The sequence below is a fragment of the Proteus mirabilis ATCC 29906 genome (assembly GCF_000160755.1).
In the GTDB taxonomy this organism is placed as follows: domain Bacteria; phylum Pseudomonadota; class Gammaproteobacteria; order Enterobacterales; family Enterobacteriaceae; genus Proteus; species Proteus mirabilis.
Genome location: NZ_GG668576.1, coordinates 414,447 through 427,585, shown reverse-complemented (window position 1 = coordinate 427,585; position 13,139 = coordinate 414,447). Strand labels below are relative to the sequence as shown.

General features: G+C 35.7%; 14 protein-coding genes. 6 read left to right on the top strand and 8 right to left on the bottom strand.

The window, feature by feature from the left end:
* Positions 1–80 precede the first annotated feature (80 nt).
* Positions 81–584, bottom strand: coding sequence for a thiol peroxidase (gene tpx / locus HMPREF0693_RS01950; protein WP_004243092.1), 504 nt, complete (start codon positions 582–584; stop codon positions 81–83).
* A 225-nt stretch (positions 585–809) separates the two neighbouring features.
* Between tpx and HMPREF0693_RS01945 the strand changes: the two genes are divergently transcribed.
* Positions 810–2,429 (top strand): peptide ABC transporter substrate-binding protein, encoded by a 1,620-nt coding sequence (locus tag HMPREF0693_RS01945; protein WP_004243091.1) that lies wholly within the window; start codon positions 810–812, stop codon positions 2,427–2,429.
* Positions 2,430–2,784: 355 nt separating this feature from the next.
* Here HMPREF0693_RS01945 and HMPREF0693_RS01940 read toward each other — a convergent pair whose 3' ends face one another.
* Positions 2,785–3,345: an outer membrane beta-barrel protein gene (locus tag HMPREF0693_RS01940; protein ID WP_004243090.1), complete on the bottom strand. Its 561-nt coding sequence runs from the start codon at positions 3,343–3,345 to the stop codon at positions 2,785–2,787.
* A 292-nt stretch (positions 3,346–3,637) separates the two neighbouring features.
* Entirely contained in the window at positions 3,638–3,964 is a 327-nt protein-coding gene (locus HMPREF0693_RS01935) for a DUF4377 domain-containing protein (protein WP_004243088.1), read from the bottom strand.
* Positions 3,965–4,328: 364 nt separating this feature from the next.
* On the opposite strand from HMPREF0693_RS01935, the gene zntB reads away from it, so the two are divergent.
* On the top strand, positions 4,329–5,312 hold the full coding sequence (zntB, locus tag HMPREF0693_RS01930) for a zinc transporter ZntB (protein ID WP_004243087.1): 984 nt from the start codon (positions 4,329–4,331) through the stop codon (positions 5,310–5,312).
* 315 nt (positions 5,313–5,627) lie between these two features.
* On the opposite strand, the gene ttcA is transcribed toward zntB, so the two are convergent.
* Together ttcA and leuE are read right to left on the bottom strand one after the other, a co-directional pair.
* Positions 5,628–6,548 (bottom strand): tRNA 2-thiocytidine(32) synthetase TtcA, encoded by a 921-nt coding sequence (gene ttcA / locus HMPREF0693_RS01925; RefSeq protein ID WP_004243086.1) that lies wholly within the window; start codon positions 6,546–6,548, stop codon positions 5,628–5,630.
* Between the two features lie 350 nt (positions 6,549–6,898).
* The gene (leuE, locus tag HMPREF0693_RS01920) at positions 6,899–7,567 is read right to left on the bottom strand and encodes a leucine efflux protein LeuE (protein WP_004243084.1); all 669 of its coding nucleotides are present in this window, start codon (positions 7,565–7,567) and stop codon (positions 6,899–6,901) included.
* 440 nt (positions 7,568–8,007) lie between these two features.
* Here leuE and HMPREF0693_RS01915 point away from each other — a divergent pair, with 440 nt between their 5' ends.
* Positions 8,008–8,310, top strand: a complete 303-nt coding sequence (locus HMPREF0693_RS01915) for a putative quinol monooxygenase (RefSeq protein WP_004243082.1) — start codon at positions 8,008–8,010, stop codon at positions 8,308–8,310.
* An 88-nt stretch (positions 8,311–8,398) separates the two neighbouring features.
* Here HMPREF0693_RS01915 and gloA2 read toward each other — a convergent pair whose 3' ends face one another.
* Positions 8,399–8,788: an SMU1112c/YaeR family gloxylase I-like metalloprotein gene (gene gloA2 / locus HMPREF0693_RS01910; RefSeq protein WP_004243081.1), complete on the bottom strand. Its 390-nt coding sequence runs from the start codon at positions 8,786–8,788 to the stop codon at positions 8,399–8,401.
* Between the two features lie 351 nt (positions 8,789–9,139).
* On the opposite strand from gloA2, the gene HMPREF0693_RS01905 reads away from it, so the two are divergent.
* On the top strand, positions 9,140–9,676 hold the full coding sequence (locus HMPREF0693_RS01905; RefSeq protein WP_004243080.1) for an Ail/Lom family outer membrane beta-barrel protein: 537 nt from the start codon (positions 9,140–9,142) through the stop codon (positions 9,674–9,676).
* A gap of 147 nt (positions 9,677–9,823) precedes the next feature.
* Here the strand turns inward: HMPREF0693_RS01905 and HMPREF0693_RS01900 are convergent, their stop codons facing one another.
* Together HMPREF0693_RS01900 and cls are read right to left on the bottom strand one after the other, a co-directional pair.
* On the bottom strand, positions 9,824–10,153 hold the full coding sequence (locus HMPREF0693_RS01900; protein ID WP_012367973.1) for an HI1450 family dsDNA-mimic protein: 330 nt from the start codon (positions 10,151–10,153) through the stop codon (positions 9,824–9,826).
* A gap of 107 nt (positions 10,154–10,260) precedes the next feature.
* Complete coding sequence (gene cls, locus HMPREF0693_RS01895) at positions 10,261–11,721, bottom strand: cardiolipin synthase (RefSeq protein ID WP_004248139.1); 1,461 nt, start codon at positions 11,719–11,721, stop codon at positions 10,261–10,263.
* Positions 11,722–12,028: 307 nt separating this feature from the next.
* Between cls and HMPREF0693_RS01890 the strand changes: the two genes are divergently transcribed.
* Together HMPREF0693_RS01890 and tonB are read left to right on the top strand one after the other, a co-directional pair.
* Positions 12,029–12,208 (top strand): YciY family protein, encoded by a 180-nt coding sequence (locus HMPREF0693_RS01890; protein ID WP_004248137.1) that lies wholly within the window; start codon positions 12,029–12,031, stop codon positions 12,206–12,208.
* A gap of 115 nt (positions 12,209–12,323) precedes the next feature.
* Positions 12,324–13,043, top strand: coding sequence for a TonB system transport protein TonB (gene tonB / locus HMPREF0693_RS01885; RefSeq protein ID WP_004243076.1), 720 nt, complete (start codon positions 12,324–12,326; stop codon positions 13,041–13,043).
* Positions 13,044–13,139 lie beyond the last annotated feature (96 nt).

Here is a 13,139-nt window from a genome sequence, read left to right as displayed (position 1 = left end):
AATGGTTTTTATTTAAATAAACGGGCTATATTAGCCCGTTTGTTTTTTACATTACTCGGTATGAATAACGTTATTATCAATTATTTTAGTACAGCTAATGCTGCGTCATAATTAGGTTCAGTGGTGATTTCATCAACTAATTGGGTGTAGATAACGTTGTTACTTTCATCAAGTACAATCACAGCACGGCTAGTTAATCCCGCTAAAGGACCTGATGTAATCGCGACACCGTAGTTTTCTTTAAATTCCGCACCACGCATTGTTGATAATGTGACAACATTATCTAAACCTTCAGCACCGCAAAAACGTGCTTGTGCAAAAGGTAAATCTGCTGAAATACACAGTACAACGGTATTATTTAATTCGTTGGCTACTTTATTAAATTGGCGAACACTCGCTGCACAAACACCAGTATCTACACTTGGGAAAATATTTAATACTTTACGTTTGCCGGCAAATTGCGCTAAAGAAACATCATTTAGATCTTTACCTACTAAAGAAAAATCGGCTGCTTTTTGGCCTACAGTGGGGAAATTTCCAGCTAAAGTCACCGCATTACCTTGTAAAGTCACTTGATGTGCCATTGTTGTTCTCCTTTGTTACTTATTGAACTAACCATTATTAATACTAAATTATTAACGATAATATTCGTTAATGCGTAACCATGATTAAAATTTGTCTACATCTCTAAAATAAAAGAGTGAAAACGGTAAAATTGATAAAATTTTTGCAATCAGTGATTGTGCCTTTTTATCAGGCTTTTATAATTATTAAGTTAACTCGCTTATAGACTACAGGACGAAACAGACATGCGCAAAATATTCGTTATATCATGTGCACTTGTCGTTCAAGGATTGCTCATATCACAGGCTAATGCGGCAGTGGTGCCATCAGGAACGATACTCGACAAAAAACAGGAAGTAGTGCGACATTTAAAAGATGAACCCGCATCACTTGATCCCATTAATGCCGTAGGTTTAACGGAGGCTCAAGTTCAACGAGACTTATTTGAAGGATTAGTGATAGAAGATGAGCGAGGGCGTCCCATTCCTGGAGTGGCACAATCATGGCGAACAGAAGACAACCGGGTTTGGATTTTTACATTACGTGATAATGCTAAATGGTCAAATGGCGAAAAGGTGACCGCTTCTGACTTTGTTTATAGTTGGCAAAGATTAGTTGATCCAAAAAATCTTTCTCCTTTTGCTTGGTATGCAGCCCTAGCTTCTATTGAGAATGCCCAAAAAATTATTGATGGTAAATTAAAACCAACCGCGTTAGGTGTGGAAGCCATTGATGAAAAAACGTTAAAAGTTACCTTAGAACGACCTGTTCCTTATTTCCCTAGTTTAGCGACCAATTTTTCACTTTATCCTGTACCTAAACACACAATCGAAAAATACGGTTCAGAATGGATCAAAGTAGGTAATTTAGTCGGCAATGGGGCTTTTATACTAAAAGATCGCGTTGTGAATGAGAAAATTGTGTTAACGCCAAACCCTTACTATTGGGATCACCACAATACGGTGTTAACCAAAGTCACTTTCGTGCCTATTAATCATGAATCACAAGCGACTAAACGTTATTTAGCTGGGGATATTGATATTACAGAGTCTTTTCCTAAACACTTATATCACAAATTGATGAAAGATATTCCTGATCAAGTGTATATCCCTGAGCAGTTAGGTACTTATTATTATGCATTTAATACACAAGCAGGGCCTACCAAAGATATTCGGGTTCGCAAAGCGTTAGCTATGGCGATTGATAGAAAAATTATTACAGACAAAGTCCTTGGTACTGGAGAAAAATCAGCGAATCGCTTTACTCCTGATGTGACGGCTAATTTTACACCTGAGCCAACGCTATATGATGAATACAGTCAGGATGAATTAGATAGCCAAGCAAAAATATTGTTATCAGCAGCCGGCTATGGTCCTCATAATCCTTTAACTCTCTCTCTGCTTTATAATAATTCAGAAAATCATCAAAAGATCGCCATTGCTGTCGCTTCTATGTGGAAGAAAAAGTTAGGCGTAAAGGTAAACTTACGCAATCAAGAATGGAAAACTTATATTGATAGTCGTAATTCAGGTGATTTTGATGTGATAAGAGCGTCATGGATAGGCGATTACAATGAACCCTCCACATTCTTATCTTTATTAGGCTCTAAGCATGCTGGAAATATCCCAAAATATCAGAGCCAGCAATATGATGAGATTTTAGTCCAAGCCAATATGACGACAGATGAAGAGGAAAGAAATCGTCTCTATAATCGTGCAGAACAGGTTATTGCGGAAGAGGCGCCTATTGCCCCTATCTATCAGTATACTAATGGTCGTCTAATCAAACCTTGGCTAAAAGGTTATCCCATTGAGAATCCTGAAGATGTCGCTTATAGCCATATGCTGTATGTTATAAAGCATTAAATAAGTGTTACAGGCAATAAGATAAGAAAGCCAAAATATTAGCAAAGAGTACGTAATGATTATTGCGTACTTTTTTTTAGGGGAAGAGAGATAGAGAAAAAAAATCCCTCTGTTATGCAACAGAAGGAGACTCAAAAGGAATAAACATTGCAAAATTATGTTAATATAATTTTGCATGAATGTTTTGACTAATCGTGCAGTTGATGCAAAGTATAAATTTATACTTTTTATTTATAGGTATAACTACTTAATATAGCCTTATAATTATAATTTCAGTGGTCAGTAAACGTATTTTAACAACAAATAAAATTGATAAGATTATTTTTAACTTATGTTATCGTTTATTTATAAAACATTAAAAACGATAGCCTAGGGATAATTGGATACTATTTAGTCTAATATTATGTTTGTTTGACTCAGTATCTGAATGTAAATAGCCAAGATTAATGCCTACATTTTTTCTAAGGCTATAATCAATACCCGCTTGAAACATCACATTGGTGGTGTCGACGATAATGGTATCGGTTACCGCAACGCCTGAATAACTTTTATCAACTCGATATTTTAATTTTTTAGGCCCCATTTGGGCGTAGATAGCCAAAGAAGGTGTAATTCGATACGTTGGGCCTATTAACAATGCAGAAACCTTTGCATGTTCATCTTTTGTGCCTAGTTTAAGTGAGCTAGCGTCTATAAAATGGCTTTGATGTGTTGACTTGATATGCAGTAATGAAAGTAACATTCCCCAGTGAATATCGGATCCATAGTGATAACTTATTATTGCGCCATTTGCTTTGTGGTTTTTTATTTTTCCATATATGTAACCGCCATAAATTGCCTGATTATTCTCAAAAGCATGTAGTGATGGAGAGAAAGGTAAAATAAAGCTTATAAATAAAATAAGATTTTTTTTCATTATCGCGTATCTAATTTGTTGGAGATGGCGATATTTTTAGTGAGTTAATAACATATTTCAAGTTAATTTCTTTGGAATGATTCTTAAAAAAAACTAGCATTCTTATTGAGTTAAAAGAAATTATTTTGGTATTAATAGAAGGGTAATTACTATAATCTTAGATAATATAAGATATTTTATAAATAATCGTTATTATTATTGGATCTTATTTATAATTTATAGCTAAAGGAAAGCGTAATAATAGCGAAATAAACAATGGATCCGAAAATCCATTGTTTAGCTAGTGAGTTACTTACTTTTTATCTAAGATCTCAACCAGTGTATATTTGATGCTTGGTGCATCCGCAGGAGGATTAGGAATATCTGTAACTTTGACTTTGTACTGCGTTCCCGCTTGGTAATCAAATCCTTCGATATTTTGATAGAAGAGAGACCATTCACCAGCAGGTAATTCTTTTACTTTCATGCATTTCATTGGCGCAACACCAACACAATCATAAAGCTGAGAGTCAATAAGCAGTGTTTTTGTCGAATCGTTCATAACTTGGGTGTTGGTTCCTGTCGCTGTATTGCATCCTGCTAAAAGTAAAAATAAAGGAATGGTGAGAAACTTTTTCATATTAGTAGCCTTATTTCAGGGGCGACAAATTAATTAAATATTTGCGTTTATTTTAAGCAAATTTCATTTTTATGACTAATATCTAGTGCCAATCGATAACCTAAATATAGGCATATATTGAAAAATCTATCATAACCTAATAATTAATGCTTATTTTAGTGTAAAAATCTTAAAGTAAAAAATATTTTACTCAATAATATTGTTGTGGATGGGCGGATGTGATGGCGTTAATCTAGGCTAAATAGTGGCTTGATTTAACCTCTTGCAACATAATCAAATAAAGGCAATATTATTGATTGTTTACATGATTTTAGAAAAATGCATAAAATTATATTTTAAATGATGGTATCAAGGAGGACGAATAATGAAAAGTGTCAATAACGCTATAATCGAAGATTCTGATGCTATCTATACGGCTCAGCTTAATGGGCATGGCGGAATTATGCCGATCACGGCTAATAGCATAGCAAGTAATGAAAGGCCTTTTTGGGTTCATCTCGATTATCGTAAACCCAAAAGTGATCAGTGGATTAATCAGACTGAGTTACTTCCTCCTATCGCAAAAGATGTGCTTTTAGCTGAAAATGTTCGACCTAAGGCACAGCGTATCGGGGAAGGAGTTATTATTAATTTGCAAACGATTAATAACAACCCCGATGATCGGCCGGATGAACTGATTGCGTATCGTATTTATATTAATGGTCAAATGATTATTTCGAGCCGACATCGTCGCGTTAATTCCGTTGATTCGGTGATCCACTCTTTAGAAGTGGGTGATGGTCCAGAAAATAGTGGTAGTTGGTTGATCACTATGGCCGATGCAGTGACAGATGAAATAGGTGATTTTGTTGAAACACTTCATGACCAATTAATTGAGTTGGAAGATATGATCCTCGATCAGCAAATTCCGGCTCGAGGTGAATTGGCATTGCTACGTAAGCAACTGATTGTGTTACGCCGTTATATGGCGCCACAACGTGATGTATTCTCCCGACTCTCTATCGAAAAATTACCTTGGATGAGCGACAGTGATCGCATTAGTTTGGTTGAAATATCAGAACGTCTCTCGCGTCGATTAGAAGATTTAGATAGTAGTATTTCTCGTACAGCCGTTATTGCTGATGAAATTACTTCAATGATGGCAGATGCGATGAACAGGCGCACATATACCATGTCATTAATGGCGATGCTATTTTTGCCCACGACCTTTTTGACAGGACTATTTGGGGTTAATTTAGGGGGGATCCCCGGCAATGAATTTCCTTATGGCTTTGCTATATTTTGCTTTTCACTGTTTTTCTTGATTGTGATTGTTGCTTGGTGGTTAAAGCGTAGTAGGTGGTTGTGAAATTTCAGCAAATTAATCGTAACTAAATGGATTTAAAAAAGAATTCTCTAACTCTGTTTGAGATATATCAATTTTTTAAATGCCAACATCTGGCATTATAACTCTCGCAGGTGAATACAACGTTGAGCGATGAACGTTGTGCTCCATAATTGTAGTTTTTCTCATATTGAGTTCTTAATACAGAATAATTGACCATTATTACACCGATGTTAAATAAACATCGGTTTTTTTTTTGCTTATTATTCTTGTCATAAGCAAAGCATATTAAACCCCAGCGTAACGACGATGGTTTGCTAGGGATAATACTGGCTATGCTTATTTTACCTCAACAACATCCAATCTAGCTTGGCTAAAATCAGGACGCTCATCTTCATCATCGGAAAGAATAGGGCTTGTTGGAATATCATCCTTATCAAATGCTAGATCACCGCCGTTAATAATCTCATCACCCTGTTTGATATTAGCAAAGTCAAATAATTGGGTATCACATAGATGCGACGGAACAATATTTTGGGTTGCCCTAAACATGGTTTCAATGCGCCCAGGGTAACGTTTATCCCAATCTCTTAGCATCTCTTTGATCACTTGGCGCTGTAAGTTAGGTTGAGAGCCACAAAGATTACAGGGAATAATAGGGAAATTTTTTGCTTGAGCAAAACGCTCAATGTCTTTTTCTCGGGCATAAGCCAATGGACGAATAACGATATGTTTTCCGTCATCACTCATTAATTTAGGTGGCATGCCCTTTAGCTTTCCACCATAAAACATGTTCAGAAACAGCGTTTCTAAAATATCATCACGATGGTGACCTAAAGCAATTTTTGTTGCCCCAACTTCGGTGGCTGTACGGTATAAAATACCACGACGTAAGCGAGAGCAAAGTGAACAGGTGGTTTTACCTTCTGGAATGATCTCTTTTACAATACCGTAAGTATTCTCTTCAACAATTTTATACTCTACGCCAAGTTGCTCAAGATATTCAGGTAAAATATGCTCAGGGAAGCCCGGCTGTTTTTGATCTAAATTAACGGCAATTAAGGAAAATTGTATTGGCGCGCTTTTTTGCAAATTCATTAAGATAGATAGGAGAGTATAGCTATCTTTCCCGCCAGAAAGGCACACCATGATTTTATCGCCATCTTCAATCATATTAAAATCAGCGATAGCTTGCCCAACGTTACGGCGTAAGCGTTTTTGTAATTTGTTAAAATTATATTGCTCTTTTGGGATGCTCATTTTTTACGGTTCTATATCGTTGCTAAGGTTTTTTAACTTACTTTAAAGGGGTTTTCTGCTTTATTTTCAATTTGTTACATGACGTGCTTTATCGGAATAACATAATATCTATGCGTTTAAACGAATAAAGCTAAAAAGCAAAATTTAATCACCACTTATTGCAAGGAAATGATAAGCCGACAATGATAACAGAAGCATCGCGCATTTCGAAACTGCTAAGTAAAATAATCGCCACCCTGTAGGGCTGACTTACTGATCAAGATAGTAATGGGGGAAAAATAGCGATTACTACAAAGATAATCGCTATTGATAACAACAGCCTCTTATTTAAGTCACGAAAGGACGTCTATTTAAGAGGAGAGTGTGGCAAGTTTGGTGGCAAACCCCATAAAAAATAGCCCAACAATACCATTTCCCAGTTTAGCGATATTTTTACGTGAACCGAAGAAACGCGCCAATGCTACACCACCAAAAATAAGAAAAGAGAGATAAACAAAGCTAAATGCTTCAAGCATAGAAGCTAAGATCAAGTAGGATAAACCAGTATGTGCATAGTTAAAGTCGATAAATTGCACAAAAAAGGAGATATAAAACAAAATCGCTTTGGGGTTGGTTAAGCTTAATGTTAATGCCTTACGAAATACATGCTCTTGAATACAGTTTGTCTCAGTATGGCTTTGCTTTTTGGCAAAGAAGTTAGCATGAATAATTTTGATACCGAGATAGAGTAGATAAAAAGCACCTAAGAAACGGACAATAGTAAAAAGCACAGGAGAGGCTTTAATAACTGATGCCACACCGATAAATGCTAAGAAAATTAAGATAGCATCGCCAATAAAAACCCCTAATGCGGCTCGATAACCTGCACCAACTCCTCTTGATGCACTGGTTTTAAGCACATAAAGGGAATTAGGGCCGGGGACGATAATAATAAAGAACATACCCGCAAGATATGTCCAAATATTGAGCACTCCAAATTGTTCAAGCCACACAGTAACCCCCATACTTTTACTGTACATGATATAAACGTTGACCTGTTATTATATAAAGAGAAACAGAAAAATTTAAACGCCTATTTTTATACACTTTTAGCATAATTATTCGTAAATAATGATTTTTATACAGAAAGTAAGTTGTTTTTTAGTAGAAAATAGGGGGGAAGATCATCGTGATACAGAACAAAAGTGAATAGGGTAAATATTATCTTAAAAAGTAGAGTTTATCTTATTGATTTATCTATTTTTATCAAAAATAATAGCAACGTATACACTTGCATATAAAACTAAGGAAATAGATCATGGCAACCACTTTTCTACCTATTGGTCTTTTTGGGCCATTAAACCCTATTGGTTTGGGTGGTATTATGTTTGAATTTTTCTATTATTTTTAATCATAATATAACCTCTATAATAGTAAATAGTACCTCATCACCATTCTATATTAATAGTAAGGGATATTTATGATAAAGGTTATTGCAGAAGATTTTATTAAATCAGCATCAATAGAAACGGTCTTACCACTTTACCAAGAATTGGTGAAAGCTAGCCAACAAGAAGCGCTTTGTATTAGCTATGATTTATTTGTTGATGAGAAAGATCCCGGTCACTTTATTTTTATTGAATCATGGCCAAATAAAGAAGCACTAGATATTCATTGTAATAGTGAACATTTTCGTCGCATCATTCCGATGATTAAACAATATACAAAAGCAGAGTCAAAAATCACTTTAGTCAATAGTGTATTTGATAAAAATATAGATTAATCATTTTATGTCTATATTTTAACGTATTAATAAATAATATATTAATTGGGGCCGCATTATTTATTGCGGCCTTGTTATATGTTGTGAACTATATTGAATAAAGCTCTAAAGGTAAGCCATCGGGATCTTGAAAAAAGGTAAAACGTTTTTGGCTACTAGGATCTATACGTATTGGCTCGCATTGAATATTGTTTTGTTGTAAATAAGCAACTGAAGCATCAAGATCGTCCACTGCAAATGCCACATGGCGTAGACCACGTGCTTCTGGGTAACTTAAACGTGCTGGCGCATCTGGGAAGCTAAATAATTCAATTTGGTAGACTGTACCTAACGCAAGCTCAGCTTTCCAAGATTGTATTTCTTCACGGTATTTTTCATTTAATAGGGTAAGCCCCAGTATTTGACAATAAAAATGTTTGCTGATCTTATAATCAGAACAAATAATCGCCACATGATGAATTTTATTTAATTTTAACATTGATAACTCAACTAATAAAAAATAACATAAGATAAATTATGTTATAAAGATAGCATAAAATAATAGATTTAATAATATTTATTTTATATAAGCGTATAATTTTTTATTTTTATATTTTGGTTAATTTAGAATAATCAAAAACAATAACTATTCTTAATATTTACTTAATGGTGGATAAAAATAATATAAGTTTACTCTAATTAAATAGAGAGATTTTATTTTCATTTTATTAATAAGAATTTCTTTATAATAAATGTTTTTTATTGTATCGTTTTTATTGTTTAAAGATGCTTAACTTCATAAAAAATATAATTTTTTTAGTTTTTTTGTTATTTTATATAGAGAATAAAAATGAAATTTAATTTTTTGCTTTCAACTTCAATACTCGTTGTTTCTACTCTTTCTTTTAATGCTTATGCAACATTAGAAAATACAGTGTCGATAGGGTATGCTAAATCTAAATTGAAAGTCGATGAAGATTTAATAAATGATAACCTTAAAGGTATTAACTTAAAATATAATCATGAAGTAGCTAATGATTGGGGCGTTATCAGTTCGTTTTCATATGCAAAAAATAAAAATGATGGTTATGATCATTGGGGATATGCAGGTACTTCAAAGATTAGCTACTATTCGTTAACGGCAGGTCCAAGTTACCGCCTTAACAATTATGTCAGTGCATATGGACTAATAGGTTTTGGCTATTTTCATGAAGACTTTCACTACTATGATGAAAGAGAAAAAGAAAATAAGATATCAATGGCTTATGGATTAGGCGTACAAGTAAACCCAATCACTAACTTAGCTATTGATGTTTCTTATGAGTACTCCAAACTATATGATATTGATTTTACTACTTGGGTAGTGGGTATCGGTTATCGTTTTTAATCAAAGGTGTCACACACGATAGTCAATATATTTTCTAAGGTCGCTTTTGCGACCTTTTTAGTCTTTATATAAGCCACTTTTAAACAAATTAAAATTGATAAGTTCGCCAGTGTAGTTAAACAGACAAATTGTGTGGTTATTAAGAAGTTAAGATTTCCAAATAATATGGTACATGGGTTGCAGGGGATCACGACTAATTAATACACGACCAAAAATATCATCAATATCGGCGTTTTCATCCGGTGCAAGACCGATAATCACTTCACTAAATCGGGCTGATGAAACAGGTAAACCGACAATAAATTGCCAATCATTCCCTAATGTAACAACTTCAGCTGCACCTCGTTCTTCAAATTGTAAATTAAAAAGCAGCTGATCGGCTACATCAAGATTATCAGCGGCTTGCGCTAAAAAGAGATCATAGGCTTGTTCTAAAGCTTCTTCTTCACTGATTAAGGTTGGTTGGTTCATGGTCATGCCTATAAATTATGTCAATATTGTCGCGCTATTTATATCGATAGTTAGCTGTTTTCGCTAACTATTTTATTGTTGATATAATTACTGAGCTGATTGTATCACTCTTTCTAGAGAAGTGGGCTAAAGAAATAACAAAGGCGTTCTAACACCCGATTCATAAATGGACGTTTTTCCCATTCATCAAGAGTAAGTTGTGTTGAACGTGCAATATAATCATATTGTACGATGCTAAGATCACTAGCAAAACATTCATCATCAATCACAACAGTTATTTCAAAATTAAGCCATAAACTACGCATATCAAGGTTAACCGAGCCAACCATACTCAGTTGACCATCAACCATTACACTTTTTGTATGTAATAGGCCATCTTCAAATTGAAAAACTTTTACACCCGCCTCAAGTATTTCAGTAAAAAAGGCTCGGCTTGCCCAACGTACCAGGAAAGAGTCATTACTTCGTGGCACAATAATACTGACATCAACACCACGCATAGCGGCGGTTGAAATGGCATGAGCCAGATCGTCACTTGGCACGAAGTAGGGGGTTGTCATGACTAATTCTTTTCTGGCTGAATAGATGGCCGTAATTAATGATTGTTGAATGAGTTCTTCAGGAAAGCCGGGGCCTGAGGCAATTACCTGTGTAGTATGTCCATTTGCTTGTTCAAATGGCATAATATTGTTATCTGGTGGCGGTGGTAAGTGGCGTTCACCGGTTTCCATTTCCCAGTCGAAAGCATAAATAATACCCAATGTCGTAGAAACAGGGCCTTCCATTCTGACCATAATATCAATCCACTGACCGACACCCGCATCTTGTTTAAAATAGCGTGGATCGACCATATTCATACTGCCGGTATAGGAAATGTAGTTATCAATTAATACTATTTTACGATGTTGACGTAAGTCCATACGACGCAAGAAGAAACGGAACAGATTGACTTGCAATGACTCGACAAATTCAATGCCGGCGGCTCGCATTCTTGCAGGACCATTGGTGCGAAAGAAACTACGGCTTCCTGCAGAATCCACCATAATGCGACATTTTACACCACGTTTAGCCGCTTGAATAAGGGCTTCAGTGACTTCCTCTACCAATCCTCCGGATTGCCAGATATAAAACACCATTTCAATATTATCGCGCGCATTATTAATATCACGCGTGATGGCATTTAATGAGTCTTCGCAAGTTGTTAGTAGCTGGATCTTATTACCTTTTACACCATTAATACCTTGGCGTTTAGCGGTTAACTGAAAGATGGGCTCCGCAACATCACTATAGTGTTTAGCGAAAATATGTTTACACTTTTTTAATTCTTCAAGCCATGCAACTACGGAAGGCCACATCTGCCTAGCATGTTCAACACGGCGTTTACCAAGATGAAGTTCACCAAAGGCAAAATAGGCGATAACACCGACTAAAGGGAGGATATAAATAATCAGTAGCCATGTCATCGTTGAGGTGACAGGTCGTCGATGCATTAGGACACGAAATGTGACCCCTGCGATCAATAGCCAATAGAAGAAAAAAGTTAGCCAACTTAATACAGTATAAAATGTTGTCATAGTAAAGCTATTTTCCGTTGAAAAAGAATCGCATGAATAGGTCGGAGGCAATTTACTAACAATAGTTCATTATTTCTATTATTTGCCAAATGTTGTTATTAAATCAGGATTATTTTCTCTGTCAAATCTCTCTGGTAAGAGATAAACATCAAATAAGTCGCTATATACTTATTTTGATACATTTTATTTTTGAGAGAAAGGTATAAAGCATAAATAAAAAATAAGGCAAATTATCAATCCCCCCTTGGATCATAAAATGAACGTCCTATAATACACCACTTATTTGAAAAAATAGGTATTGATTGCAATGAGACATAGCAGGAATGAAGTGGCACGTTGGCGAATGATGAGACAAGCGTTACGTCGCCGTCGCCGTTGGTTAGAGGGTCAATCACGCCGTAACTTACGTATTTACCAAATGCGTAAGCTTGATACTTCTAGAAAACATAGAGCGCTGTTGTTCGTGCAATACACCGAACTAAATTGATCTTTAGCTTTTTTAGTTGTTATAGCAATCATTTTGATAAACGTTATTGAATATGATTGCTATTTGCATTTAAACTAGGGACATTATTTTTTGTTTAGGTGAAATAAGATCAGTTATGCGCTTTAAGCTTTGGGTATTTATATCACTGTGTTTGCATGCCTCGCTTGTTGCGGCTGCCATACTGTATGTTGTAGAAGATAAGCCAATTGCACCAGAACCTATCTCTATACAGATGCTAGCCTTTGCTGCAGATGAGCCAGTAGGAGAGCCTGAGCCTGTAGTTGAAGAGGTGACGCCACCGGAGCCTGAGCCTGTTGTCGAGCCAGAACCTGAGCCAGAACCAGAACCGATCCCAGATGTAAAACCGGTGATTGAAAAACCGATAGAGAAGAAGCCAGAACCCAAACCTAAGCCAAAACCGGTGGAAAAACCAAAGCCACCCGTCGAACGACCACAGCAACAACCATTGGCGCTGAACAAGGGAAATGAGATGAAGAATCTTAACCCCAATGCTACACCGAGTAATAAAGGTGAGGAAAAGCCTGTTGCGACAACTAGCCAAGGGGAAGGAAAAGTACCTAATGTGCTTCGCCAAGGGTTACCTATCTATCCTCCTCGTGCCAAGGCCGTGGGTATTGAGGGTTCAATAAAAGTACGCTTTGATATCGATGCCGATGGACGGGTAGATAATGTAGAAATTCTCTCTGCTAACCCCAAAAATGTCTTTGAACGCGAAGTGAGAAAAGCAATGCGTCAATGGCGTTATGAGAAAATCCCTTATAAAGGTAAAGTGATTATCATTGATTTTAATATAGATGGTGTTTCTGCAAGTTAATAAGAAACCATTGATTGATAAAGCGTCACATCACTCAATGATAAAAAAGGCACTTTTGATAAGTGCCTTTTTTGTTGGTTTTATTGAGTTTAAAAG

Excerpts from the sequence above, each read along its gene's own strand:
- zntB (WP_004243087.1), top strand. The coding sequence starts at position 4,329 with ATGAAAAGTGTCAATAACGCTATAATCGAAGATTCTGATGCTATCTAT.
- HMPREF0693_RS01905 (WP_004243080.1), top strand. The coding sequence starts at position 9,140 with ATGAAATTTAATTTTTTGCTTTCAACTTCAATACTCGTTGTTTCTACT.
- HMPREF0693_RS01935 (WP_004243088.1), bottom strand. The coding sequence starts at position 3,964 with ATGAAAAAGTTTCTCACCATTCCTTTATTTTTACTTTTAGCAGGATGC.
- HMPREF0693_RS01900 (WP_012367973.1), bottom strand. The coding sequence starts at position 10,153 with ATGACCATGAACCAACCAACCTTAATCAGTGAAGAAGAAGCTTTAGAA.
- leuE (WP_004243084.1), bottom strand. The coding sequence starts at position 7,567 with ATGTACAGTAAAAGTATGGGGGTTACTGTGTGGCTTGAACAATTTGGA.
- cls (WP_004248139.1), bottom strand. The coding sequence starts at position 11,721 with ATGACAACATTTTATACTGTATTAAGTTGGCTAACTTTTTTCTTCTAT.
- HMPREF0693_RS01915 (WP_004243082.1), top strand. The coding sequence starts at position 8,008 with ATGATAAAGGTTATTGCAGAAGATTTTATTAAATCAGCATCAATAGAA.
- ttcA (WP_004243086.1), bottom strand. The coding sequence starts at position 6,548 with ATGAGCATCCCAAAAGAGCAATATAATTTTAACAAATTACAAAAACGC.
- HMPREF0693_RS01890 (WP_004248137.1), top strand. The coding sequence starts at position 12,029 with ATGAGACATAGCAGGAATGAAGTGGCACGTTGGCGAATGATGAGACAA.
- HMPREF0693_RS01945 (WP_004243091.1), top strand. The coding sequence starts at position 810 with ATGCGCAAAATATTCGTTATATCATGTGCACTTGTCGTTCAAGGATTG.
- tpx (WP_004243092.1), bottom strand. The coding sequence starts at position 584 with ATGGCACATCAAGTGACTTTACAAGGTAATGCGGTGACTTTAGCTGGA.
- gloA2 (WP_004243081.1), bottom strand. The coding sequence starts at position 8,788 with ATGTTAAAATTAAATAAAATTCATCATGTGGCGATTATTTGTTCTGAT.
- HMPREF0693_RS01940 (WP_004243090.1), bottom strand. The coding sequence starts at position 3,345 with ATGAAAAAAAATCTTATTTTATTTATAAGCTTTATTTTACCTTTCTCT.
- tonB (WP_004243076.1), top strand. The coding sequence starts at position 12,324 with ATGCGCTTTAAGCTTTGGGTATTTATATCACTGTGTTTGCATGCCTCG.